The organism is Thermovenabulum sp., assembly GCF_049701175.1.
GTDB lineage: Bacteria > Bacillota > Thermosediminibacteria > Thermosediminibacterales > Thermosediminibacteraceae > Thermovenabulum.
Genome location: NZ_JBNATW010000004.1, coordinates 19,146 through 45,381 on the forward strand (window position 1 = coordinate 19,146; position 26,236 = coordinate 45,381).

At 30.1% G+C, this 26,236-nt stretch carries 24 protein-coding genes; all 24 read left to right on the plus strand.

Annotated elements, in window-relative coordinates; genetic code table 11:
* The first annotated feature begins 7 nt into the window (after positions 1–7).
* Positions 8–1,096 (plus strand): hypothetical protein, encoded by a 1,089-nt coding sequence (locus ACPLVF_RS02000; RefSeq protein WP_424906152.1) that lies wholly within the window; start codon positions 8–10, stop codon positions 1,094–1,096.
* A gap of 46 nt (positions 1,097–1,142) precedes the next feature.
* Positions 1,143–1,346, plus strand: coding sequence for a hypothetical protein (locus tag ACPLVF_RS02005; protein WP_424906153.1), 204 nt, complete (start codon positions 1,143–1,145; stop codon positions 1,344–1,346).
* Between the two features lie 94 nt (positions 1,347–1,440).
* Positions 1,441–1,641, plus strand: a complete 201-nt coding sequence (locus ACPLVF_RS02010; RefSeq protein WP_424906154.1) for a hypothetical protein — start codon at positions 1,441–1,443, stop codon at positions 1,639–1,641.
* Between the two features lie 29 nt (positions 1,642–1,670).
* On the plus strand, positions 1,671–2,138 hold the full coding sequence (locus ACPLVF_RS02015; RefSeq protein WP_424906155.1) for a hypothetical protein: 468 nt from the start codon (positions 1,671–1,673) through the stop codon (positions 2,136–2,138).
* Positions 2,139–2,156: 18 nt separating this feature from the next.
* Positions 2,157–2,699 carry a TadE/TadG family type IV pilus assembly protein gene (locus tag ACPLVF_RS02020; protein WP_424906156.1) on the plus strand — a complete coding sequence of 181 codons (543 nt, stop codon included), beginning with the start codon at positions 2,157–2,159 and terminating at the stop codon, positions 2,697–2,699.
* Between the two features lie 23 nt (positions 2,700–2,722).
* A complete protein-coding gene (locus ACPLVF_RS02025) occupies positions 2,723–4,756 on the plus strand; it encodes a hypothetical protein (RefSeq protein ID WP_424906157.1) in 2,034 nt (677 codons plus the stop codon).
* Between the two features lie 40 nt (positions 4,757–4,796).
* Complete coding sequence (locus ACPLVF_RS02030; protein WP_424906158.1) at positions 4,797–6,077, plus strand: DUF5050 domain-containing protein; 1,281 nt, start codon at positions 4,797–4,799, stop codon at positions 6,075–6,077.
* Positions 6,078–6,122: 45 nt separating this feature from the next.
* Complete coding sequence (locus ACPLVF_RS02035; protein WP_424906159.1) at positions 6,123–6,374, plus strand: hypothetical protein; 252 nt, start codon at positions 6,123–6,125, stop codon at positions 6,372–6,374.
* Positions 6,375–6,377: 3 nt separating this feature from the next.
* Positions 6,378–7,457 carry a radical SAM protein gene (locus ACPLVF_RS02040; RefSeq protein ID WP_424906160.1) on the plus strand — a complete coding sequence of 360 codons (1,080 nt, stop codon included), beginning with the start codon at positions 6,378–6,380 and terminating at the stop codon, positions 7,455–7,457.
* A complete protein-coding gene (locus tag ACPLVF_RS02045) occupies positions 7,429–8,289 on the plus strand; it encodes a hypothetical protein (RefSeq protein ID WP_424906161.1) in 861 nt (286 codons plus the stop codon). Before ACPLVF_RS02040 ends, ACPLVF_RS02045 begins: the two co-directional genes overlap by 29 nt.
* The gene (locus ACPLVF_RS02050) at positions 8,289–10,016 is read left to right on the plus strand and encodes a radical SAM protein (RefSeq protein WP_424906162.1); all 1,728 of its coding nucleotides are present in this window, start codon (positions 8,289–8,291) and stop codon (positions 10,014–10,016) included. Before ACPLVF_RS02045 ends, ACPLVF_RS02050 begins: the two co-directional genes overlap by 1 nt.
* The gene (locus ACPLVF_RS02055) at positions 9,997–12,354 is read left to right on the plus strand and encodes a hypothetical protein (protein WP_424906163.1); all 2,358 of its coding nucleotides are present in this window, start codon (positions 9,997–9,999) and stop codon (positions 12,352–12,354) included. Before ACPLVF_RS02050 ends, ACPLVF_RS02055 begins: the two co-directional genes overlap by 20 nt.
* Positions 12,355–12,469: 115 nt before the next feature.
* The gene (locus ACPLVF_RS02060) at positions 12,470–12,856 is read left to right on the plus strand and encodes a TadE/TadG family type IV pilus assembly protein (protein ID WP_424906164.1); all 387 of its coding nucleotides are present in this window, start codon (positions 12,470–12,472) and stop codon (positions 12,854–12,856) included.
* A 37-nt stretch (positions 12,857–12,893) separates the two neighbouring features.
* A complete protein-coding gene (locus tag ACPLVF_RS02065; RefSeq protein WP_424906165.1) occupies positions 12,894–13,178 on the plus strand; it encodes a hypothetical protein in 285 nt (94 codons plus the stop codon).
* 18 nt (positions 13,179–13,196) lie between these two features.
* Positions 13,197–14,408 (plus strand): hypothetical protein, encoded by a 1,212-nt coding sequence (locus tag ACPLVF_RS02070; RefSeq protein WP_424906166.1) that lies wholly within the window; start codon positions 13,197–13,199, stop codon positions 14,406–14,408.
* Between the two features lie 53 nt (positions 14,409–14,461).
* Positions 14,462–14,938: a prepilin peptidase gene (locus ACPLVF_RS02075; RefSeq protein ID WP_424906167.1), complete on the plus strand. Its 477-nt coding sequence runs from the start codon at positions 14,462–14,464 to the stop codon at positions 14,936–14,938.
* Between the two features lie 131 nt (positions 14,939–15,069).
* Positions 15,070–16,056: a hypothetical protein gene (locus tag ACPLVF_RS02080; protein ID WP_424906168.1), complete on the plus strand. Its 987-nt coding sequence runs from the start codon at positions 15,070–15,072 to the stop codon at positions 16,054–16,056.
* A 36-nt stretch (positions 16,057–16,092) separates the two neighbouring features.
* The gene (locus tag ACPLVF_RS02085; RefSeq protein WP_424906169.1) at positions 16,093–16,335 is read left to right on the plus strand and encodes a hypothetical protein; all 243 of its coding nucleotides are present in this window, start codon (positions 16,093–16,095) and stop codon (positions 16,333–16,335) included.
* 65 nt (positions 16,336–16,400) lie between these two features.
* A complete protein-coding gene (locus ACPLVF_RS02090) occupies positions 16,401–16,853 on the plus strand; it encodes a prepilin peptidase (protein WP_424906170.1) in 453 nt (150 codons plus the stop codon).
* A 229-nt stretch (positions 16,854–17,082) separates the two neighbouring features.
* The gene (galU, locus tag ACPLVF_RS02095) at positions 17,083–17,943 is read left to right on the plus strand and encodes a UTP--glucose-1-phosphate uridylyltransferase GalU (RefSeq protein WP_424906171.1); all 861 of its coding nucleotides are present in this window, start codon (positions 17,083–17,085) and stop codon (positions 17,941–17,943) included.
* Positions 17,944–18,161: 218 nt separating this feature from the next.
* Positions 18,162–20,144: a site-specific DNA-methyltransferase gene (locus ACPLVF_RS02100; RefSeq protein ID WP_424906172.1), complete on the plus strand. Its 1,983-nt coding sequence runs from the start codon at positions 18,162–18,164 to the stop codon at positions 20,142–20,144.
* A gap of 25 nt (positions 20,145–20,169) precedes the next feature.
* On the plus strand, positions 20,170–22,995 hold the full coding sequence (locus tag ACPLVF_RS02105) for a DEAD/DEAH box helicase family protein (RefSeq protein WP_424906173.1): 2,826 nt from the start codon (positions 20,170–20,172) through the stop codon (positions 22,993–22,995).
* A 201-nt stretch (positions 22,996–23,196) separates the two neighbouring features.
* Positions 23,197–23,940 carry a hypothetical protein gene (locus ACPLVF_RS02110; protein ID WP_424906174.1) on the plus strand — a complete coding sequence of 248 codons (744 nt, stop codon included), beginning with the start codon at positions 23,197–23,199 and terminating at the stop codon, positions 23,938–23,940.
* A 1,205-nt stretch (positions 23,941–25,145) separates the two neighbouring features.
* Entirely contained in the window at positions 25,146–26,216 is a 1,071-nt protein-coding gene (locus tag ACPLVF_RS02115; RefSeq protein WP_424906175.1) for a hypothetical protein, read from the plus strand.
* Positions 26,217–26,236 lie beyond the last annotated feature (20 nt).

Consider the following 26,236-nt stretch of genomic DNA (forward strand, 5'->3'; position numbering starts at 1 on the left):
TGAATAAATGAGTTATAATAATATAGAATTAATATACCTGTGGGGATTCAGGATAGCAGTAATTTTAATAGCTATAGCTTCATTAATGAGTGGCAAGGATAAATTATCAAATTTCAGGTACAACTATTATAAAGCCATTGAAAATAGTAACGAGGCTAATTTATTTACAAAAATATTAAACAGTTTATCGGCTATTAACTTCATAAAAGTATTTATACCTAAAGAAAATAGTCCAAAATATAAAAGGATGGATGAACTCGTATATACTGCAGGAAAGCCTTTTGGTTTAAGTACAAAAACTGTATTCACTCTTAAAATATCCCTTGTATATATTTTTATATTAACATTTGGCATTTCGCTAATGGCCCATAAAATACCATATATAATAGACATAGCAACAAACACAATAACAAAGCAAGCAAAAGAAGTAACTGGAGTTTTAAGTGATGCAACAAAATTGATGGATAACAATTCTATAACATTAAATCAGGGAGGCGTAATAGTAAAAGAAATAATAAATAAGTCTCCGCTAACAACAACTATTATAGGATATGTATGGTCGTTGCTAAAGGCAGCAATCGTGCTGCTTTTTATTTATAATATCCCTAATTTAATATTATTATACATGGCAAATCATAGAAGGAAGGCGATATATGATGAGCTGATTCTTGTTGAAAGGTGTCTTGTTTTAATGATGGAAGCTGCAACAACATCCGTTTTTGAAATTTTAACCTCTATTATTCCTATAACAAATTATCTAAAAAATCATTTTATAACCTGTGTCAATGAATACTATATAAATCCAGAAAATGCTATTAAAAATCTTGCTAACAGGATTAATACAAAAGAATTTGATACGATAGCAAGAGCTATGATCTTGATGGAATCATCTGAAAAAGCATATACAATAGAGATAATGAAAAGCATCCTAGATCACTATAAAAAGATGAAATTATTAGAAGCAGAAGAAAAAATAAAGAGAAAGCCGATATTAATGACTATACTTATGGTATTTCCATTAATAAGTTTCGGTATTATTTGGTTAGCCCCTTGGATATACAATTTCATGAAAACTATAAAAATATCATTATTTTAAAATTGATAAAATTTAAAATTAAAATAAAAGGAGGAAGGTTTTAATTATGCTAAAGAAAATTTTAACCAAAATTTTAGGTGAAAAGAAGGCATTTCAAACATTAGAAACCGTAATAATAGCCGTATTAATTGCTGCACTTGCCGTAGGTGCAATAGGGATAATAGGAAACAAGGTAAAAAGCGATGCACAAACTAATACTAACACTATCAGCACAAAAGTAACTAACTCAATAAATAGTCTTTCACAATAAAAAAGAGGGCACGTGCCCTCTTTTTTGTTTATGTGTGTGTTATATTTGTATTATATAGGTGAGAAGAAAAACTTATAAAAGGAGGAGAAACGATATGCAATGGATATATAAGACCATACATGAAATAAAGAGCACATTTAAAACAAGAAAAGGAGTTATAAGCATAGAATTTATTATTATAACAGTATTAGCAGCAGCATTAGCTATTGGCATAATAAGTATAATGGGGCCTGCAATAAAAGGGGTAAGCCAAAATGTAACAAACACCATAACTAACAGAGTAGTAGGGCAATAGTTAAAACAAATAATGGGAGAAGATGAAAAATGTTAAGCAGGGTAAATAATAAAAAAGGGTTCGTAGCAATATGGGAATTAATAATATGTTCTACATTAATAGTTTTTTTTATGTTTTTCCCAGCAGTAAATTTTTCGCTAAATTACAAGAAAGCACTCCTTGAAGACACAAAAGCAATAGCACTCCATTATGCAGCAGTAAACGGAGGAGTAACAATGACCGTTAAAAACATGATAAATACAGAACTTCAGTTAAAAGGATTTGATATAAGCAAAGTAATTATAGAAAGCAATACAGACGACACAAATATAAAATACAAAACTGATCCAGACCCAATGATTTATATAAAAATAAAATATCCTGCAGATGATGATGTAAAACTGTACAAAGGACTATTAAAAATAATTGGTTACGGACTAACGGAACTGCCGTATCAAGGATATACAAGATGGTATTACCAAGTGGAAGGGTATATAATGAGCGAAAAAGTACAGTAAAATAAGAGGGATAATGAAATGATAACAAAAACAAGCACTTTTTTAAAAAGCCGAGATGGAAGTTTTATAATTATGACAGTTATAATCTTCATGGTCTTATTCCCTTTTATTTTCCTTTCCCTTCAGGACATAACAAATATTTATATTTATTCAAAACAGTTAAAAATAGCACTTGACGCAGCAACAAAATCTGCTTGTTTGGCGATGAAATTTGATCCTGATAAACTTGCACAAGGCATTGTAGAAGTAACAAACATATCAGATGTTCAGCAAAAATTCAATGATGTATTTAACGCAAATACAAGCAATATCTTTAATAACTCAAGACTCGCATATAAAGGAAACTTTATTAAAATATACACATCAACTACTCAAGCAAAAATACCGAATATAGGTGAAATCCCAAGTTCAATAACGACCCAAACAATACAAGTAACAGTAACCAAACCGTCTGTATTTGCAATAGCAAGGTACGATTACAAAACATTTCTTTTTGGGAAAAGCATTTCAATAATTGCAGTAAGCACGTCACAACACACAATTAAGGGTATAACTCCTTAAAAACAGGAGGGTCAACAACAACAATGAACGAAATAGAAAAATACATAGCAAAAGCGGTAGAAAAGATAGAAGAGAAAATAAAGATTAAACCATATACAACACAAATAAAGGGAGCAATAGAATTAGCAAAAGGGAAAGCCGTAGAAATGAATACAGGCGAAGGGAAAACTATTGCCATAGCTCTTTCAGTGCCATATATGGCAACAAAAGGGAAGGTATATGTAGTTACTACAAATAACTATTTAGCACGTCGTGATGGAATGTATTTAAAAGAGTATTATGAATCAATGGGATTAAAGGTGGCAATAAACAGTCACGATAAAGATAAACGGCAAATATATTCTGCAGATGTTATATACACTTCATCATCAGATTTTATATTTGACTATTTATTTAAGGAAATAGGATTATTAGATGTAGAAATACCGCTTGATTGGGCTATACTTGACGAAGTAGATTTCATATTAATAGATAGTTCTAACAGCACGTTTTCTGTATCATTACCGGGAATTAGTGAAAGAATAGACGAAAACTTTTATAAGTTTATTTATGAAATAAGCAATATTATGAAAGGCAAAAGGATAAGATTTGGAGATTTTATAAAAAATAATTTAGATGAAAGTAGATATGATTTCATTATTGTTCCTTACAACAAAACCGTATATCTTACAGAGAAAGGGTACGACTACATTAGCAAAATAATAGGAGAAGACCTACATAATAACATGCTTTTGACAAGAATGATATTAAAAGCTCTTGAAGCAAAATACCTTTACAGAAAAAACAAGGATTACATCATAGAAGATGGAAAAATAGTTTTAATAAACAGGTATAACGGAAGAATTATGCCAAACAGCTATCTTGAATCAGATTTACACACAATGATTGAAGTAAAGGAAAAAGTAGCAATAACAGAAAAGCCTTTTATATGCTATACAATGTCATATCCAATATTTTTCAGGAAGTTTAAAAACATATCCGGCACAAGTGGGACAATAATGGATTCAAAATGGGAATTAAATCGAATATACGGTATGTCATCTATCAAGATAAAACCATATAAAAAAGAAAAATATATAGAGCTTGAACCAAAAATATTTTTAACAAAGAACGAAAAACATAGATACATAATAGAATTGATTAAAAAAGAAAGGAATAGTAATCAACCTGTAATGATTATTACAGAAAGTGATAACGAAGCATACTTAATACATTTAAAATTAAAAAGAGCCGGGATAAAAAATACATTACTGACATCAAAAGGTGAGATTAATGAAACAGAAATAATAAATAATGCTGGCGAAGTAGGCAAAGTAACAGTAACGACAAACATGAGTGGCAGAGGAACAGATATAAAAATAAAAGATGAAGCATTAGAAGCGGGAGGATTATTTTTAATAATAACAAGCTACAGTATAAGCAAGAGAATAGACAGGCAAGCGAGGGGAAGAACTGCACGACAAGGAAATCCCGGCAAGTTTATATTCTTAGCCTCCTTAGAAGATGAGCTTTTTTATTACATGAAAGAAGAAGAAATCAATAAGATAAAGAAAGCAATAGAGAAAAATAATAACAAAATGGGAATTAGAATAATTGAGAATGCTCAAAAAAAAGTTCAAGAAAACTTGGAAAAAGGAAGATATATAAAAACAATATTTGACGATATAATAGAGCAGTTTAGATTAAGAATAAAAAAAGACAAAGAGATTATAACAAACAAGATAAGAGACAATGATATAAAGGGAATAACAAAAGAAATAGGAAATAAAACCGAAATAGAAACGGCAATATATAATAGGACAAAGGAATATGGGAAAGATTTAATATTTAGAACAGCAGAAGAAATTATAAATACTTATATGCTACAAAAATGGGTTTATGCCAAGAATGCAATGGAAGAATACAGAAATGAACTGATATTATCATCCTTTAAAACATCATATGAAGAAATCTTTTATAGTTTTATAAATAAATGCGATGAAATATATAAAGAATACTTAAAAGATGTAATAACGGCTGTTTTAACAGCACTTGCAACACTCAAAAAAGTAAGTTAATAATAAAAACTATTAAGGAAAGATAGGAGTTGTTTTTATTATGGTTGCAAAAAAGAGGACTGTACATTTTGCTATTGTATTAGCGATAATTATTGTGTTTTTGATAACGGGCATATATTTAATAAATACAAGGAAAGTAAACATATATATATCAAATAATCTTATAAGCAAGAATGCATATATAATAAATGGCAAAACATACGTTCCGCTTGAAGATATTACCAAAGCATTGAATTTATACAAAAAATGGGATGCCGAAAATAAAATAGTAGAAATAGAACCAAGCACATCTGAAGAAGAAATAGCGAAGAAAATAGCAGAGAAAGCTAATGAACTGATAGAAAATGGCGAAGCAAAGAATCCCTATGAAAATCCTATGGCTATTGTAAATTATGGATTAGTAGGAGAAGACGATGAAAAATATTATTATGTTTTGTATAAAGAACCACAATTAAAAAATATGCTAGGGGATAACAGAATTGTAGCTGAAGACAAAAAAACAGGAAAGATAGAAGAGATAACAAAAGTTGACGCATCCTCAATATACATAGATAAAGAATATGTATATTATGTGACAAGAGGAGAATATGGAGGAATGGTAATAGACAATACAGAGTATGATGGAGTAGTAGGGATATATTCTTACAATAAGATAACCAAAGAAAAAAAGATAATTGCAAAAGAAAATGCATATGGTCTTTGGGGCAAAAGTGATTATTTATATTACGTATCACTCGATAATAGGAAAAATCTTTGTAGGATTAAGAAAGATGGAACAAACAAAGAAGTTATTATACCTGTATCTATTAAAAACTTTTTCATATATAAGAACTATATATACTACGCTAAAGAGAATGAAAAAGGAATATATAGATATAACATAAAAGACGGAGACACTATTAAATTTGCGGAGAACGTTGAAGCATCTTCTATAATAGTGAACGAAGGAAAATTATACTTTGTAGATGTTTCAGACAGCGGAAGATTAAAAATGAGTGGGTTGAGGGGGGAAAACATTACTGTTGTAACAGAAGACACGGGCTTGTCTAATATATCAATCGTAAACGAAGGTAAAAGTAAGGCATTATATTATGTTCACATTGCTGTTGATTTTAATGCTAAAAAGCCAAAAGTCTACGATGAAATTGTGCGGTGCGAAATAAAAGATGGCAAAGCAATTAAAAGGAAAGTTATAATGAAGAACGATGATTATACTGCATTATGCGTATCAAGTGAATATCTAATAGTAGGGGAAATACATTCAAAAAATATAGATGGCAAACCTATAAAATATAACGAAATAAGAAAATACAACAAATAAAACATAGAAAGGAGGAAACACCTTTTTAAAAGGTGATTTTCGCATATGATAGAACACATTGAACTTAATAATAGAGATTATGCCTTATTTAAAGATTATTTAAGCTTCATAAAAAGAAAGAAAAAAACGAAAGATGCATTTAATGTTGATGTAAAAATAGACGATAATAAAAAGATCTATTGGACTGATCCCAAGATAGGAAGAGTAGAGATGCCATTAGACATATTTATAAAAAGATTGCAAGGAGAAATAAAAATATATATTAAGAGGGAAACGATGAAAGAAGGTGTACAATGAATAATGAAAAGGAAAACATTTGATTTAAAGTTAGGATATTCCTGCAATAATAAATGCTTTCATTGTGTAGTAGAACCATATAAAATGATGACACCGAAAAACAAAATGGACTATACGTATAAAGAGATAATAGCAACAATAGACAGTCCAGATGTTAAAGAAAGCAATACAATCGTCCTGACAGGAGGAGAACCAACAATAAGACCTGACTTTTTAAACATATTGAAATACATAAATAAAAGGTATAAAGATAAAGGAATATGTTTACAAACGAATGGAAGAAAACTGTCTCAATACTTAGATGAAATAAAAAATATGGGATTAAAAATAAGTTACGTTATAGCGGTACATGGGCCTGAAGAAATCCACAACGATATTACCGGCATAAAAAATAATGAAGAAGTAAATCCATTTAAAGAAACAATGGAATCAATAAAAAAGTTAATAAGTTTATATGGTGACTTTAAAAAAGTAGCAAGGGCTGAAATAGTATTATCGCAGAAAAATCTAAATTACTTATCAGAGACAGTAGAATTTCTGCTTAAAGAAGGGGTTGATTTTATTGCAATATCATACCCGCACTTAGATGGGTATGAACTTATATCCCCTGAAGAAGTAAGAAAAAGAGGATTCCCTTATAAGTGGTTAAGAAAAGAGTTAAAAAAAATAACAGAAATAGCATATAAAAATCCAGAATTAATAATTGAATTTGAAGCATTACCAATATGTGCAATAAGGGATGAGGAAGGAAATATATATGATTTACCAAGCAATTTTAGACTAACAGACTACAAAATCAACGAATCAGTATCTGTAAAATATCCGGGAAATAAATATGTTAAAGATCATATAAGCAGTTGGGAAAAAATACACTACAAACCAGAAATATGTTATGAATGTGCGATAGAGAGCAATTGTATAGGAATATGGAAGGAAACATATACATGCATAGGAATAGAGGGATTAGAGCATATCAAAAGGGAAGAATTATTTAAAATACCAACAATACTTAATGTAAACAATGTATTCTCATTCAAGAAGGGTGGGAAAATAAATGATACTTGTAACAATAAATGCTGCTGAGAACAAGAAATTAACAGAAAAGATAGGCAAAGAAATTAAAAGTTTTTTTACAACAACAGATAGTTTCATTAATATATGCATTCAATATAAGGACGAAATAAAAAAGTACGATATTGATTACGCAAATTTTTATTTATTAGAGCCAAAAGCGATAATAAAAACAGAAGAAAAAATACTTGCAGATTTCAGCTGCTATTGCGTAGAAAATAACAAATTAATTGGGATAAAATTAAGTGATGATGAAAGAGAAGATGAATCTATAAAAAACAAAATATCATTGTTAGAGATGATAGGTGCTAATTACTGTATAATACCTTTCCGTATTAAGAACATAATTGATATTAAAAACTTGGACAAGATGGACGAAATATTTATACACACACTTTTTCAAGAAAAAGACCAAATAAAGAACATAAAAATGTATAATTCTCGAAGCATGATTAAAAAATTCATTATAGAACAAAATGGAGATGTATACGAAAAAATAAAAAAAGATGAAAAGAAATATATAGGAAACGCTCTTAATGACAACATAGTGAAACTAATACTGACAAACATAAATATAGATGCTGAAACTGTAAAAGAAGAAATAAAACTCTGTGATAGATATGATGATTATCTTAATGATAACTTCCCCATACCTTTTGTTTTCATAGACAATAACAAGTCACAACAAGAGATAATAGATTATAAAATAAAACTTTTTGAAGCTGTAAAGAACTTATCTCCTACAGATTACATATATCTTCCTCCTGCAATTATAGACATTCTTATAAAAAACGCATATCTTCCATTAGAGGAAATCAAGAAGGCTTTTAGGGTGGTGGAATAATGACTTCACTAAATTATTTTTTACTGAACGAATTACAAAAAAACGGTGTTAAGGTAAACTACATTTCAACAATAGGATATCCAGAAGATGATGAATTTATACAGATAGAAATAATATCAAAAGAAAATGACATTAACAAATGGAAATACTTTAACAACAAACTAAATGACGAGAAAATAAAAATATATACGGAAAAGGCCAAGGATTATTATAAAATACTATACAAAATGTCGGAGAAATCTATTAACAATTTTTTACTTTGTATCAATAAAAAATACCATACGGTAGCACCTGTGACAAAGAGATTAACGGCTTTAATAAAGCCAACACATATGTGCAACATGGATTGTTTATATTGCTATGAAAAACCCGCTAGAAAGAAATATGGGAATTTGGTAATGTCACATGAGACATTGGAGAAAATAATTAAAATGCTTAGTGAATACACAGAAAGGCTTGAATTAATATGGCATGGCGGAGAACCCACAATGGCCGGCAAGGAATGGTATATAAAAGCTTATAATATCATATCCAAGTATCCTATGTTAAAAATAGACTCAAACATAATGACTAACGGAATAAATGTATCTCAAGATGATGAATGGTATGATATTTTCAATTTTTATAATATAAAAATTGGTATGAGCTACAACGCACTTGAGCAAAGCAAGATAAGGCCCACAGAAAAAGATAAAAAGAATTATGATTTAGCAGATATTATAAAAAGTGCAAGAGAAAAGGGAGTAGAAATAGGAATAATCGATGTAATAACATTAGAAAGCAGTTACATTCTAAAAGAAAAATATGAATATTACAAAAGTCTAAAAGTAGGGCCGTGCTTTAATACTATTTTTTACACCAAAGAAGCAGACAAAAATAATTTATTACCCAGAAATAACGAAGACATCAAAAAATATACGGAAAACTTCTTAGAGTTCTTCAAATATTGGCTAAGGGATAAAAATGGCATATACGAAAGAACATGTGCCGAATATCTGCAAATGGTAGTTAATGGCACCGGAACAGTATGCAATCATACTCATTGCCAAAGGCAATATATAAATTTTAATGCAAATGGCGATGTTTACCCATGTGATAGATATATGCCGGAAAAATATAAAATGGGAAATGTACATGAAGTAAACGGCTTAAAGGAATTATACAATAGTTATGAATACAGGATATATGTAGAGGAGAAAGCAAAAAGGATGGCAAACTACTGTTCAAAATGCGAACTATTTGGCATATGTCACGGGGGATGCAATGCAACAGCAATAGAAACAAATGGTAATGGAGAAAAGCCTGACCCTGATTATTGTTATTTTGCAATAAATTTTTATAAAGGCATATATAACATTGTGAAAGATATTATTTTTTATGAAGAAGAAAACATAAATCCGAAAGCATTGGAAATAATAACAGATAAAAACTATTACAGCATTAAAGAAATAAAAGAACTAATAGGAGACATGGTAAACATAGTAATAACTAATAAAGAACAAAATGATGATATATTTTCCTCAGCGGAATATTTACTGCATAAAGAAATAAACCATCACTATTTTAGAAAAAAGAACAATATCAAAACACACCTTAATATGATTACACCATATGGATATAACGGAGAAGAAAGAAAAGAAATTATAGAAAAAAACAAAACAAATCGCAAAATTAGTCTAATAAAAACATTAAAGGAGGTAGTTATAAATGATATTGTTACCTCCTGACAAAATAGCGATAATCGAAGAAATAATGTGCTGTAAGTTTGCAGAACTACCGTTAATAAAGCAACTTGCTTTTGCATTAATAGCCTTTAGCGACAGCGAATGGCAAAATTTTATAGACAACTATTACAATCAGCAAAGGAACGTAACGCAACAATTAATAACATCAACCCATAGCAACAATCCAAGCACACATGGACATTCACACAGTAATACTTCTCATAAAAACCACAGTAATTCTACAACTTCACACAGTAATACATATAAGCATTTTAACCACACAAACAGCACCGGACATGACGACACATACTCGCATTATAATGGTTCGCATAAGCAAGGCCATTACGACTCAACATATTCTTCTCATAATGATAGCCCCAATTCACATTGGGATAAATATACTCAAAATCCATCCCATTCTGACTCATTAGGGCATAGCGACCATGATGATTGGGCTTATCATACAAATACCGGCTACAATCATCAAAACTATGTCCCTTCAGTACCAACAGCATTGGTGCCGGGCATTGGAGTCGCTCAAAACGGAGAAGCCCTTCGAATAGGCGTAATAAGCTATGACAAGAATATAGACGGATATGGAACGCAGGATAATCCTTCAAAAGATGTATATTACACGATACAGATTAGAAAAATATCTCCGACCACATCATCATGGGTAACATTGTATAATCGAGTAAAAGCAAATAGCTACGGCGGTTATGTATTTGATTTAAATACATTAGACCCGCTTAAAACCGGGAATACAAATCCAGATAATGCTGCCGGAACGTATGAGTTGCAATTAATGGCATCGAACATCCTAACATATAATGGAACAGTATACCATGACAGCACTACAGCTACAGTACAAATAACGATAGTCAAAAATTTTAGTCCTATTGTATCTGTCACAAACGGTAGCGAATTTATTAATTTTACATTTAGCTATTATGGTGGAGTATCTCCTTCGCTTGTATTTAAGAAATATGAAGATGGATTGTATGCAGGTGCAACAGAAGCTCAAAAATATGGAATACTGGTAAGGATAAATATGAAAGATCAGGACAAAGCAGGATATACAAGGCAAAATTGGCAAAAAGGCGTTGTAAGATTGAAAGATTTATCAAACAATGTTTATGCGACGGTAAACATTATCTGGAGTAACAACAGCACCATAGTAAGTTCAGAGAATACAGATGTTCAAGGGGCAGCATTTATACCAAGAGATGCTTTTGCAAGCATAGGGGCCAAGGATTGTAAAATAGAAGTAGAAGTAAGGGACTATCTTGATAGTGCATGTACACAACCGGCGGGTTCAGCTGTAATAACCGATAGAGTAGTATCAGGCGGTACGCAAATGACGTTATACATAGATACGACCATACCACAGATAAGTATAAGTGATACCAACTATAACTGGAGAAATACAAATATAAGTGCTCAATTAACCATATCTGATGCAGGCAAATATGTCGGTTCATCTGATCCATTCAAATATGCACAATATTCTGTCACAAGCCAATCAACTCTTCCATCAAGTGGATGGAATAATGCAAGTGGAACAGGATCATCAAAAACTGCATCAATATCAATAACAAATGAAGGTATATATTATATCCATGCAAAAGCAGAAGACAGGGCAGGAAATAGCACAACAATCACTTATGGCCCTTATAAAATAGACAAAACCCCTCCGTCAGGCAGTCATAACGTATCAAGAAGCAACGGACAATTTGTAATTACTGTTAATGCAATAGATACATTATCAGGGGTAAAAAGGATAAAATTACCCAACAACACATATGTGAACGGATCAAGTGCAACCTATAGTGTTGCAAATGCAGGAACATATACATTTGTATTAGAAGACAATGCCGGTAATACGCTAAACTATTCTGTAACGGTAGTTAATCAAGCATATATATTGGGAGCAAGAATAGATAACATAGTAAATTCACCAAAACAATTATTATTCCCTATAAATCTGCCTGTAGCAACACCTGTAGAGATAAAAACGGGATATAATATTACAATGACTGTAAATGTAAGCAATACTGACCAAGTCAAGATTCGTGCAAAAGTAAATGGCAATATAATTCCTTTGCAATATAATGGTTCGCAAGTTAATGAAATAGTAAAAAATACGGGTACAACAGATGATACAAGCGTAACTGTTACTTTTTATATTAAAGATGGGATAGTTGAAGTAAATCAATTAGTGTCTATAGAAATAGAGGGGGTAAGATCGGGCGGTATAAATACAATAAGCAATATAGGAAACAATCTATTTAAGATAGTAGGCTCAACAACTTCTGACACAAGTGTAAATATAATAAAATAGTATTAAATGCAAAAAACATAGCTGCCCTTTTTATAAGGCAGCTATGTTTTTGTCAAAACAGTAGTATTATTATATAAAAACAAAAAAAAATGAGAACAAAAAGGGGGTGCGGTATTTGGATTATATAAGGAAAATAATTAAATCAAAAAGAGGAAATGCAATAATAGAGACAACAATAATGTTTATGATATTAATAATGCTAACGGTAGGCTATATGTATTTCACACAGCTTGTAAGGGAATCAACGGTATTGCAGGTAGCAGCGAGGGAAAGTGCAAGGGCATATGCGGTAACAGGGGATTATTCTTTTGCTTATAACAAAGCAATAAATGAGTTGAAATTGGGAGGAATAGACCCGAATAGGGCAAAGATAAACATATATACGAAAGGCAATGAGCGTGTAGCAAGAATACAATTAAATAAACGGCTTATTATTCCATTTGCAGGTGAGTATAGAATAACAATCGGTGGAGGAGCTGACTTTAAGAAGGAATTTCAATAAAAAACATAGCGAACAATAAATAAGGAGGTAACTATAATTGAAAAAAGAACTGCAGAGAACAGATAACATAAGCAAAAAAGAAATGAACAAAAAAGAAATGGAAGAAATATTCAGTCTTAAAAAAGAAGCAGTATATTACCTAATTAAAGCAGAAAAGGCAGAAACAGAGGAAGAATACACATACTTTATTAAATTGTTTTTAAGAAAAGACAGGAAAGCAGAAGAAAAATATAGAAGGTTAGTTAAAAATATTGCAAAAGCAACAAAAAAACATAAGGATAATGTTTTGTACGTAAATTTTAATTATTTATCTACAATATAAGAGAAAGGAGGGACACAAATGAGATTGGGAATATTGGACGAAAAAGATATATCTCTAATTGAACAAGAGAAGGGATTAAAGAAAGCACTTTTTGGGGAAAATAATGAACTAAAAGAAGTGCAGAAAATAATAAATGGAACTACAAAAGAAGAAAATACGGATGAAAAAATAGAGGACATTATTAAGGCTACAGAATGGAGAAAAAAATATGAAGAAGAAATGAAGAAATTATCAGAATCAGCTCTAACAGCAAGAAATGATATAGCAGAAGGGATAATAAAAGTAAAGGAAGGAGTAAAGACATATTTAAGAGATGAGATAATAAAACGCAGGATATTATACAAAGCACTACTGCTTTATCAGACATCAATAGAGCTTATGAAGAAAGGCGAAGAAAAAACACGGCTTATGTTAACGTGTTCGGCTGAAAAGGTTAAGAGCGATATAAAATATGCCTATGACTATTCACAGAAAAAAGTAAAAAGGTTTATAGAGAAAACAGCAAACAAGGCGAATGAAATAGTAGCATTATTATCCGATATATACGAAGATGTATCAGAAAAAATAACAAGTATATATAAAGAAATAGGAGATAAAGTAGTTATAAGTGGAAGAAATGCAAATCTAATATACAAAAAAGCGATTATTACATTTAACATGGCATACGAAAAATGCAAGGACACAATAAAGAGAATGACATCAAAGATTAGAGAAATAAGGGCAACCGTTGACAAAAAAGTAATGTTAATTTTAGAAAGGGAAAAGAAAGATGTAAAAATCAGAGAAAAGATAAATGAAATATACGAACTGGCAAACTTGTCGCATGAAGTGATATTAGCAAAAGGGAAAGCAGGAGAAAAAGGGAATATAAATGTATCACCCGAAAAATATGTCAAAGCAAGCATATATGATGAAATAATAAGCGAAGCAAAGAAGGCAGGGGGAGAAAATGAATTGCTGCCGGATTTAAGGTTATATTCCGCAGTAAAAGAATATATCTTGAACAAATATGCTATGAGCATTATTATAAAGAGCGATAATGAGATAGTAAACGAAAAAATATTAGAGAAAAAATATGGAATTAAACAGAGTCAAGAAATGCAGACGACAAAAGAAGAGGATATATTGGATAAATTACTGAAAGAAGCTGGGATTATAGAGGAAAAAATAGATGAAGAGAAAATAACAAACAAAAATAAAAATGTATATAGAATAAATAAAAAGTTATAAAAGGTCAAAACAATAAAAGGGGGTAATTTAAGATTAGCAAGGAATTGATAATATTGATAATAAACACGGTATTTTTACTAATAGCCGTATTATTTGACAGCAGATATCGCAAAATACCCAATGAAATCTCATACACTCTTTTTATAACGAACGTTGCGTGGGTCTTGGCAGTAAACAATATAAGCGTAAAAATGATAATTGAAATAATAAAGTGGGTTTTTATAATATTTATACTCTTAAACCTGATTATAAAAGGGTACAAAATGGGTGGAGGGGATATAAAACTAATATTAGCACTAACTCCATATCTAAAGAGCAAGACGATAATATTATGCTTTTTTATATTAACCATAGCACTTGCAAAAACAATATTGTTTGCTGTAAAGGAAGAAGGTATAAAAACAACTTTTGAAAGGATAAAAACAGAAATATTAGGGCTGGAAATATACAAAGCACTAGACAAAAAATATACACACAACAATGGTGCTTTAATAATATTTGTATCTTTTCTGCTGACAAAAATTATTTAATTTTTTTTTGCGGTGAAAATAAAGTAATACCGTAAAAATAGCCATATTAACAGAATTTGTAGACATTTACATATTAATATGGTATTATAAAATAAAAATACAAAAATGTGAAAGGGAGGAAAAAATAAGCAATGATAATTTCTGTTGATGTAGGTAATGGTTACACAAAAGCTATTTCTGAATATGGGAGGAAAATCATATTTCCTTCTGTAATGGCGTACGTAGGAGAGAAGAAATTAGACATAGGCAAATCGCTGAACTATGTATTAAAAATCACATATAATGAAAAAACTGAAATAGTAGCAATAGGTGAGGCAGCAAAGAAGGATGCAAAAATATCCTATATGACTTTTAATGAAGAAAGATACAATGAAGAGATCGGGATATTCTTAACGCTAGCAGGAATATACCTGACAGGAGGCAATGATGAAGAAGAAGTCGAGCTGGGATTGGGCCTTCCCATATCCATATACAGGACAAAGAAAAACGACATTATACAAACATATAATAATTTGGAAGCAGAGGTTGAAGGAGAAAATATGCCTAAAAAGAAAATAAAGATAAAAAACGTTTATGTAATGCCACAAGGGCTTTCTGCTATATATTCAATAAACGAACAGATACCAACGGAAGGGAAGATGGGGATAGTAGATATAGGATATTATACTACCGACTATACACTATTGGAATGCAAGCCGAACGAATTAACTCCGTTAAGATCATATTCCGACTCATTAAGGGTAGGGATATCGGATGCAGCAGAGTTAGTGGCACAGAAATTCGCTGAGATAACAAAACAGCACTCTCTTGATCTGTCAAGGGCACAAACAATATACGAAGAGGGGAAAGTGTTTTATAAAGGTGTTGAATATGATTTAACGAAGCATAAAGAGGAAGCAAGGAAGAAGATAGCGAACATAATAAGGGGTGGCATCGCATCGAAGTGGGAAGATGAATTGACGTATGTTAAAAAGCTGTATTTGGTAGGTGGCGGTGCATCGGAATTATACAACAGCATGAAAGAGATAATACCACAAGCAGAGTTAATACATGATCCGCAGTTTGCCAATGCAAAAGGGTATTTAGAATACATTAAGAAAGCAAAGGCAATATTGTAAAGGAGATAAAAAAAGAAAAAAAGGAGCATTTTTAAAATGCCAAGAACAAAAAAATTAAAGGATTCTGTTACTGTGACGGTAAAAGTTGAAAGAACCCATCCCATATTAAAAGAAAAGAATAAAAGCGAAATTATACGAAAAGCACTAAAACTATACTATTATTTACTAAACTTTGATTTTGAGAATATGGACTTAAAACGAAAAGAAGAAATAAAAGAAGAAATAAAGGACTTCAGAATAGAGACAAAAGAATTTTTAACGAAAATACTCGATTTGTAAAAATCCCTTCTTTATGAAGGGATTTTTTTAAATTTATAAAGTTCAAAAGGAGAGAGCAAAAACCAATGCTTATAGCGAAAAAGATTATAATGTATCTTCTTCTAACTCATACGGCTTATACGGACATAAAAAGGCTTGAAATTGAGAATTACACAATTGCAGCAGGAATAACGGCAGGAATAATCTTCAATATATTAGAAAGAAACAATCCTGTTTCAATACTAATAACGACCGTTATAGTATTTTTTATTTACTTAATATTAGCCTTATTAGGCATGGGGGGTGGTGATTTAAAACTTGCGGTTATGTTAAGTTTATTTTACCCTGATATTATAAAAATGGCAAATATCATATCCTTTTCATTTATACTTTCGTTCATCTACTCATTGTATCTGATTATATTTAAGAAAGCAGGCATGAAAACGCATATGCCGTATGCTCCCTTTATAATGCTCGCAGTAATATTGTATGAAGCAACCGCAATAAGGATATTTACTTTCCCTTTTCTGCAAAATTAGCAAGAAAAATCCCTATAAAAACGGCTTTAAAGCCACTTTTCGAGAATGGAATATATTTCTCTATTTGCTATCAAAAAACAAGGTTATAAACCCCAAAATTAAGCGTAAAAACACGCAAAAATAGCTAATCTATATAAAGCAAGCTATTTAAGCCTGCTTTTTTAATTTGAACATATTATATTAATTAGGAGACCCCAAAAACAAACTGAAAGGGGCTGAAATATGAAATATGCAGATAAGAAAAGCTGTTATTCCTGCTGCAGGGTATGGAACAAGGCTGCTGCCTCTAACGAAAAGCGTGCCTAAAGAAATGCTACCGCTTGTTGATAAACCGGCAATACATTATGTTGTGGAAGAAGCTGCAAAAGCAGGCATAAAAGAAATATTGATTATAACTGGCAAAAATAAAAGGGCAATAGAAGACTATTTCGATAAAAGCATAGAATTAGAAGAACACCTTTTAAAGAGGGGAGAAAGGGATAAAGCAAAACTTGTGCAAGAGATATCGGAGATAGCGGAGATATACTACATAAGGCAGAAAGAACCGAGAGGACTTGGCGATGCAATACTATGTGCTCAAACCTTTATAGGGAAAGAACCGTTTGCGGTGCTTCTTGGTGATGATGTTATTGACTCGGGAAAACCTGCCATACAACAGTTAATGGAAGCATATGAGAAGTATAAATGCAGCATTATAGGGGTGCAGGAAGTTGCAAAAGAAGAAGTGTCCAAATACGGAATTGTAGAGATAGAGGAGATAGACGAGAACACAGGCATAGTAAAAGAGATGGTGGAAAAGCCGAAAATAGAAGAAGCTCCCTCAAATATAGCTATACACGGAAGGTATATCTTAACAACGACCGTTTTTGATGCAATAAAAGAAGTTGAAAAACATGCCAAAAAGAATGAAGAAATACAGCTAACAGACGCATTAAAACTGCTTTTACATAAAGAAAGAGTAATAGCAGTGAAATACGAAGGAAAAAAATACGAAATTGGAAGCATAACTGAATACGCAGCAGCATTCATAGAAATGGCGATGAAAAGAGAAAAAATATGGAAGAAAATTATGCGTGAACTAAAATCTTAAAATAAACAAAATCATTTTAAATAAATATAATTAGTAAAAAAGAAAACTATATTTTTTTCTCTAAATCTAATACAATAAAAAAGAAACAATATCTGGGGTTTTAAAAAATGTAGGAACAATTTACTCCTGCTTTTAATTATATTTCTTGTATTATTATTAATTGCTAATTCAGTTTTAAAACATAAAAAAACAGGAAGTTTTAAAAGGAGGTTTTGCAATTGAATACGGAAAGAATAGAAATCTTAAAAAAAATGTTCCCTGAAATTGTAGAAGATGGAATTGTAAATATAGATAAATTAAAGGAATTGGTATATACAGAAAAGTCAAAAGAAGAGGAGCAAAGTATTAGAGAACGTTTTGGGCTTTATTGGTATAAAAAATTAGAACAAGCAATAAAAATGATACATAGTCCAATTTATGGCACTCTAGTTCCAGTAAAAAAAGAATCAATCGATTTTGATACAAGTGAGCATATTTTCATAGAAGGAGAAAATCTAGAAGTTCTTAAAATCTTACAAAAGAGTTACTATGGTAAAATTAAAATCATTTATATAGATCCACCCTATAACCGTGGAAGCAACGATTTTATCTATAACGACAATTTTCAAGATAATATAAAACAATATCTGTATTTAACAGGTCAAATTAATGCAGACGGAAAAGTTACAACGAGCGATATAGAAATAACCGGGAGAAAACATGCAAAGTGGTTAAACATGATGTATCCAAGATTATTCTTTGCAAGGAATCTACTATCTGATGATGGTTTGATTTTCGTATCAATAGACGACAATGAAGTACATCATTTGCGTTGTATTATGGATGAAATATTTGGAGAAGAAAATTTCGTAGCAACATTTGTAAGAAGACAAAACTTAGCGGGCAAACAAGATGCATCTTTCTTTGCAGTTGAACATGACTATTGCTTATGCTATGCCAAAGATATTAGTAAATTAGAAGTTAACAAAAAGCAAACAGACGAAAGTAAATATACTTTAGAAGACGAGCATTTAGAAAAGAGGGGTAAATTTTATTTAAGGAAAATGGACGATGATGGGCTAAGCTATTCAAAAGGAATGGATTATCCTATAAAATTATCTCCCGGACAGGAAATATTAATCTATAATCCTAGAAATAAAAAAATAACAAGAGAGGTTGTAAATGAGTATATAGAAATATGGCCGGGTGGAGATGAAAATGATGAAAGTTATACATGGCGTTGGTCTGAAGATAAAGTTAAATGGGGATTCCAAAATGATATGATAGTTTTTAAGAAAGTAAATGGTAATTACAAAGTATACTTCAAAGAATATCTTTTTGTTGATAATGAGCTTAACCCTCGTGAAAGAATATCTCCATATGGTACTATTGTTTTAGATTTCCCTAATAATAATAGTCATCAGCGTTTTAAAGAATTATTTGATGGTCAAAAGGTATTTGATTATCCTAAACCCGTTGATCTTATAAAATTCCTAATTAATTTAATCCCTGATAAAAATTGCTTTGTTCTTGATTTTTTTGCAGGATCAGGGACAACTGCACAGGCCGTATTAGAATTAAACAATGAAGATGGAGGCAATAGAAGATTTATTTTGATTCAATATCCTGAAGAAATAAAGAAAAACGGTAATCCTACTACAATATTTTTGAAAGATGGGACAGAATTAAAAACAATATCAGATATTGCTAAAGAAAGAATAAGACGGGTAATAAGAACAAACAATCTTAATACAGGTTTTAAAGTATTTAAATTATCCGAATCCCTAATAAAGAAGTCTAAATCTTTAGAGCAAAACATTGTTAATATTGGTGGTATTCCAACTTCAGAAGAAAAGAAAATATATGAGGAACAAATAAATATTACTCTAAACTCAATGCAAGAAAAACTTTATCTTAGGCTAATAGACGAAGAGCATAAGGAAAAATATTTATATGAAATAATTGTACAAGAAGGTTTTGAATTAAACAGTCATATTCGATTAGAAAACATAGGAAATAATACTTTTTATATTGTAGAAGAAAAAAATGATAAAAATCTATATGTATGTTTCGACGAAGAGATAGATACTAATACAATGATTGAAATCATAAAATCTAAAAAAAATTATACAAATACAATCTTTTATTTTCTGCAGGCAGCAATGAAGAGTCATATATTACAATCGCTGATTTCCAACAATATTAATGTAAGAACACTATAGTAAAGGGGAGGATTGCATATCAAAGATGTTAAAATTAAAGTTTGATGATAAGCAAGAACACCAAAAAAAGGCAATTGAGGCTGTAATAAATGTTTTTGAGGGACAACCATTTAATCAAATGGTAGGTAAAGAAATAACAAATCCACTAAAATTTTCTTTGCAACAGTTATCATTTGTAACCAACATAGGTTATATTATTCCAAATCCTCCTATTATTCTTCCTGAAGAACAGATTTTAGAGAATATAAACAAAGTAAGGGAATATAATCAATTACCCAAACTTAGTCTGATAGAAGGATATGATGAATTAGGGAAACTTAATTTAACTATAGAAATGGAAACAGGAACAGGAAAAACATATGTATATTTACGAACTATTTTATCTCTTTATGAAAAGTATGGCTTTAGTAAATTTATAATTATTGTTCCTTCTGTAGCTATTAAGAGTGGAGTTTTAAAAACGTTGGAAATTACTCAGAAACATTTTAAAGAACTCTTTCAAGGAATAAATTATGATTTTTATGAATATGAAAGTAAAAGAATGAGTATTATAAGGAATTTTGTTACCAAAGATAATCCGCAGATATTAGTAATGACTATGGCTTCATTTAATAAAGACAAAAACTTAATATATAGTCCTCAAGAAAGTTTAGGAGAAGAAATTCCTATAGATCTCATAAAAGAAGTAAAACCAATTTTAATCTTGGATGAACCACAAAATATGGAAGGAGAAGCTACATCCGAAGCACTAAAAAGTTTTGATTATCTTTTTGCTATTAGGTATTCAGCAACACATCGGCGTGAATACAATTTGCTTTATCGTTTGTCTCCTTCAGAGGCATATAAGAGAGGGCTTGTAAAAAAGATAGAAGTTTACTCCCTTGAATTAGAAGATTATAATCTGCCATATATAAAATTTGTAGACATTGAAAATACATCAAAAACCATTGAAGCCAAACTGGAAGTAATTAAAATATCAAAAGGCAAATCTCTTATTTCCACAATTATAGTTAAACAGGGTGACAATTTATTTAACAAAACAGGAAACAATCCCATATACAGAGACAATTATATTGTTTCCCGTATAAGCATAGAAAAAATAGAATTTCGAAATGGGCAAAAAGTAGTTTTTGGTAATCAAATAGGATATTATAATTTCAACGATGAAATTATTCAAAAACAAATTGAAGAAACTATCATACAACATTTAGAAAAAAAATTAAAACTGTGTTATAACCGTCCAAATAATAGAATCAAAGTCCTGTCATTATTCTTTATTGATCGTGTAGACAACTATCTAAAAAAAGATGGGAAAATAAGAAAAATATTTGAAGAAAGTTTTATACGAATAGTAAAAAATAACCCTGAATATATGAAACTATATCCTAATATAGATTTCAGCCTATCTAATGAAGAAATAAGACAAAAAATGTATGATGCAATTACTGAAAAAAAAGATATAAATGTAATAAATAATACAAATAATGGTTTTTATTATGGAATTCATGGAGGATATTTTTCAAAAAATACCTCTGAAGACAGGATAGAAGAAGATGAAAAAATATATAAACTAATAATGCAAGATAAAGAGAGCTTACTTTCTCCTGATAATCCCTTAGAATTTATATTTTCGCATTCTGCTCTCAAAGAAGGATGGGACAATCCAAATATTTTTAACATTTGTACACTTAATGAAACAAAATCAGAAATTAAGAGAAGACAAGAAATAGGAAGAGGGCTAAGACTATGTGTAAATGAGATAGGAGAAAGAATATTAGATGAAAATATAAATATTTTAACAGTTATAACAAACGAGAGCTATAGGGAATATATTATGAATTTGCAAAGAGATTATAGTGAAGATTATGGAGAAGAGGAAGCAAAAGAAATTATTAATACAATAGAAGATGCAAAAATGAAGAAAGTTATCAAACCAAAACAAGACATTCTGAATAGTTCTACATTTCAATCATTATGGAACAAAATTAAACATAAAGCCTGTTTCTTTTTTGCCGATTTTGATGAAAATAGAATAATTAATGAAGTAGTTAAACAATTAAATACAATTGATATACCTGTACCTATTATAAAAACACAAAAAATAAGACTTGAAGATTTAAAAGAATATAAATTAATAGAAAGTGGTGCAGATATATCAACATTACGAAAAGAAGAAAATTTAAGCGAATTACTCGAAAAAATGATAGAATATACCTCTAACGAAACAGGCTTAACAAAAAAAGCTGTCATTAAAATATTACAGAAGATGGAAAATAAATACAAGATATTATTAAACCCAATGCTGTTCGTTCAGCATTTAGTAAATATTATTTTGAAGGAAAAAATAAACGAGCAAAAAAATAATATTCAATATATATTACTCGATGATGTCTTCTCTGAAGATATATTTAAAGAGTTGTTGACTACTAGAGTAAGAACAATAAAAGTCAATCATTCTCTCTACGATGAAATTGTATATGAATCAGATGTTGAAAAAAAATTTGCTGAAGAAATCGACGCATATGACCGTGTAAAATTGTTCATTAAACTACCAAGAAATTATACAATCCCAACACCTATAGGTGAATATAATCCTGATTGGGCAATTATAATCGAAAAAGGAAATTCACAACAAGATAGACAAAAGCAAGATATACTATATTTAATAGCCGAAACAAAATTTGCAGAGACAGAATATGAACGCGAAATTGGATTAAGAAATAAAGAAATCCTAAAAATAATATTTGCCCAAAAATTATATTCACTAGAGGAATTCAGTCTATCTAATGTAATATACGAAGTAGTAAAAAATATCAAAGATATAGAAGCATTAATATTTAAAACAACTTAATATGTTAAAAGTAATAAAGAGTATAAAAGAAATAAAAAAGAATATGATAAATTTGATAGAGAAAAAAGGCAGAGGGGAAAATCTCCCTGCCTTTTTAGTTTATAAAGTAAAAAATAAGAAAGTAATATCCCAAAAATTAGGATAACAACTATAACTATCGTTATAATTTGGCTAAAAATCTAAAAAAGGGGGAAAACAATCATGATAGAAGATTTTGATATAACAGCAATAGTAAAACTATATGAAGATACAGCTGCATTAATGAACCACTTAATAAAACTCATGAAAGATATAAATTACGGAATAAAAGGGATAGGAACGTTAAGAATAGACGAAGACAAGAAAAACAAAATTCTAAAAAATTTAAAGATAAAATATAAGATAAAAAAAGATGAAGACGTTGTAAAGGGAATACATATTAAAATAAACAAAAAACCCCCTTCTCTCAACAAGTATTTACATCAAATAATAGTGTCGAGGTATGGTGCAAACGAAGGGTTAAGGCAGTGGTGGCGTATTATAATGGAACTTATATTTTCCAATGAAGATAAAAAGAGTTTGAAAATAAAAAATCCATTAGTAATAGTAAAAATGCCAAAAAGTGGAGATTATGATTTAGATAATTTTACTACAAAACATATAATTGATGCTTTAGTTGCAGTAGGGATAATAGAAGATGATAATTCAAATAATATAGAAGCAATAATCGGAATATCAGAAAACATTGAAAACGATGAAGAATTTTATATAGAAATAATTATTTTTGAAAGTAATATTTTTTTGCAAAAACTAAAAACCCTAATAAACAATATTGAAAAAGAAATTAAGGATACGCAAGAAAAAGAAATATTAGGCGAAGAGATGATGAACAAAGAAATAGAAATAGTCGAAGTACTAAAAAAAGATGATCATACTGTCCAAGAAGTAGATAAATTTTTCTCTTAATTCAAAGAAAAACCCTGCTTTATGCAGGGTTTTTTTATTTTAAAACCTATTATTTTTAAACCTATTATATCAAAAAGTAATACTATTAAAAACCATATTAATAAAGGCATATAATTGATATTACGTTGTTATTTGTATTACTTAATCCTCATTTTTGCTTAAAAAATAGCATTTTGTAATACTATATCCATCATAAAAAATATATCGTCTTTTGTAATTACATAATTTTTTCGGTATTACTTTATTCTCCCCCGCATTTTGCCTCCACTTTCTCTTTTCTTTATAAAATATTTTAACAGTATATTATCCCGGCTTCCATTTTCTGTTAAATCATTTTTTGTTAAATCTTCTTCGGCAATGTTTATTTTTTGCTGCTATTATTTGTCTTTATTTTGCTACTATTCTTTCTTTTACTGCTATTTGTTATGAAAATTATGGTGATAATATTATTTTTTTATCAACAACCCTCTAATATAGATTTTTCCTTAATTTGATGATATAATGAATATGTCATCAATTTACTGCAAATTCAAATTTAAATAATTTCCCACATGCTTTCAGCTCTTGATTTTAAAGGCATCCAGTCCACATATTCCAAAAAAAATAAGGCCAAAAATATCGGCAAGTAAAAAATAGAAGGTCGTCTGTTCAAATAGCCGTTCAAAAAAAGTCTATAAAAGGAGTATGGGAAATAAAAAGTCAAAAAAGGGTAAGGAAACAAAAAAGGGCCATCTGTTTAAATTTAAATCAAAAAAGGGATAGAAAAAGAGTATGAGTAATAGAAAGCAAAAGAAGGGATAGCAAAAAAGAAATTTCTGTAAAAATAGCATAACAAAAAAAATAGGGAAAAAATGAACATGGGCAAAAAGAAACAAAGAAGGGTAGAAACAAAAAGGGCCGTCTGTTCACATAGCCAATCAAAAAAGGGCAACAAAAAGAGTATGGATAAATAAAAACAAAAGAAAGGCAAAAGCAAAAAATTCTGTAAAAATAGCCAATCAAGGAAGGAAACGAAAAGGAGTATGGGAAACAAAAGCAAGAAAAGGTAATCTGATAAGATAACCAAACGAAGAGGGGAAATCAAAAAAAGTATAGGAAATAAAAATCAAAGAAAGATAAAATCAAAAACAAACTGATAACGGTCGTCATAACAACCCACCCCCGCAAGAGGGGGAAAAAAGCTAAAAAAGGGGAGAAATAAAAAGATGAAAGTAACGACAGAGGAAGTAAGAAACTACATATTGAAAACGTTAGACAAATTAGGGATGGTAAAAGTAGAAAGGATAATAGAAGTATTAAAACCGGGGACAACAAATGACAGGTTAAAGATATACAGGGTAATAGAAGGAATGCAGAAAAAGAGGATAATTGTAAGCAAAAAAGATAAAAAAGAGAGAAAGAAGAAGGTAATAAAACTAACAACGGCGGGCATAAAGATGATACATGAAGGAGCGGATGAAGCGGAAATAATGAGGAGGTTTATAAGGAGCAGAGACGAAGATGAAATAATACAAACAAGCGAGATATACTATGAGTTAAGGGGAGCGGGAGTAAAAGCAGAAGACATAAAGCTAAGGAAGGAAGCATTGACGGCATTGAAACAAACACCGATAGAAAACCAAATAAAAATATTAGCAAATATAAATAACAAACAATACGCAATATTTTACAGAGATCAAAGAGAGAAAGAAAAAATAAAAAAGAGCATAACAAATATAATACAATCAACAGGAATAATATCAGGTATAATAATAGTGTATGACAATGAGAGCTTTTTAAGAAGGGACATGGAAGATATGTTGAATACAGCAATAACAATATCAGAGTTATATCTAACGACAATAGAAGGTATAAAGGAGGTAGTGGATTACATAAAAAACAACGGCATAAGGAGCAAGGTAATAAATCACATAATGGAGAATTATACGGGCAGTGAGATATTGAAGGTGACCTCACCCGACATACCGATAAAGTATGTATGGGAGCGGAACGGAACAAAGAAAGGCATAGTAGACATAACGAACATAAAGAATATAAGGGATTTAAACATAATGAACAAGGAACACGAAGAGATATTAGGGATAAATGGGATAATAATATTTGTGGACAGGAAAGGAGAGATATGGCGAGCGGTAAAGCTATTGCAGGACAAGGAAAAACCGATATATATTGTATTAAATGAACCGGTATTCCATAACATATACCAATATAAAGAAAATACAATTTACAAAATGAAAATAAAAACAAAAGAAGAGAAAGGAATGGCAAATCAATAACGACCGTTAAAAAAGAGATA

Bases quoted from the DNA above. Each gene is read 5' to 3' on its own strand.
- ACPLVF_RS02085 (WP_424906169.1), top strand. From the start codon at position 16,093: ATGCCAAGAACAAAAAAATTAAAGGATTCTGTTACTGTGACGGTAAAA.
- ACPLVF_RS02025 (WP_424906157.1), top strand. From the start codon at position 2,723: ATGAACGAAATAGAAAAATACATAGCAAAAGCGGTAGAAAAGATAGAA.
- ACPLVF_RS02090 (WP_424906170.1), top strand. From the start codon at position 16,401: ATGCTTATAGCGAAAAAGATTATAATGTATCTTCTTCTAACTCATACG.
- ACPLVF_RS02050 (WP_424906162.1), top strand. From the start codon at position 8,289: ATGACTTCACTAAATTATTTTTTACTGAACGAATTACAAAAAAACGGT.
- ACPLVF_RS02080 (WP_424906168.1), top strand. From the start codon at position 15,070: ATGATAATTTCTGTTGATGTAGGTAATGGTTACACAAAAGCTATTTCT.
- ACPLVF_RS02005 (WP_424906153.1), top strand. From the start codon at position 1,143: ATGCTAAAGAAAATTTTAACCAAAATTTTAGGTGAAAAGAAGGCATTT.
- ACPLVF_RS02020 (WP_424906156.1), top strand. From the start codon at position 2,157: ATGATAACAAAAACAAGCACTTTTTTAAAAAGCCGAGATGGAAGTTTT.
- ACPLVF_RS02055 (WP_424906163.1), top strand. From the start codon at position 9,997: ATGATATTGTTACCTCCTGACAAAATAGCGATAATCGAAGAAATAATG.
- ACPLVF_RS02010 (WP_424906154.1), top strand. From the start codon at position 1,441: ATGCAATGGATATATAAGACCATACATGAAATAAAGAGCACATTTAAA.
- ACPLVF_RS02115 (WP_424906175.1), top strand. From the start codon at position 25,146: ATGAAAGTAACGACAGAGGAAGTAAGAAACTACATATTGAAAACGTTA.
- ACPLVF_RS02045 (WP_424906161.1), top strand. From the start codon at position 7,429: ATGATACTTGTAACAATAAATGCTGCTGAGAACAAGAAATTAACAGAA.
- galU (WP_424906171.1), top strand. From the start codon at position 17,083: ATGCAGATAAGAAAAGCTGTTATTCCTGCTGCAGGGTATGGAACAAGG.
- ACPLVF_RS02105 (WP_424906173.1), top strand. From the start codon at position 20,170: ATGTTAAAATTAAAGTTTGATGATAAGCAAGAACACCAAAAAAAGGCA.
- ACPLVF_RS02110 (WP_424906174.1), top strand. From the start codon at position 23,197: ATGATAGAAGATTTTGATATAACAGCAATAGTAAAACTATATGAAGAT.
- ACPLVF_RS02015 (WP_424906155.1), top strand. From the start codon at position 1,671: ATGTTAAGCAGGGTAAATAATAAAAAAGGGTTCGTAGCAATATGGGAA.
- ACPLVF_RS02000 (WP_424906152.1), top strand. From the start codon at position 8: ATGAGTTATAATAATATAGAATTAATATACCTGTGGGGATTCAGGATA.
- ACPLVF_RS02030 (WP_424906158.1), top strand. From the start codon at position 4,797: ATGGTTGCAAAAAAGAGGACTGTACATTTTGCTATTGTATTAGCGATA.
- ACPLVF_RS02035 (WP_424906159.1), top strand. From the start codon at position 6,123: ATGATAGAACACATTGAACTTAATAATAGAGATTATGCCTTATTTAAA.
- ACPLVF_RS02040 (WP_424906160.1), top strand. From the start codon at position 6,378: ATGAAAAGGAAAACATTTGATTTAAAGTTAGGATATTCCTGCAATAAT.
- ACPLVF_RS02070 (WP_424906166.1), top strand. From the start codon at position 13,197: ATGAGATTGGGAATATTGGACGAAAAAGATATATCTCTAATTGAACAA.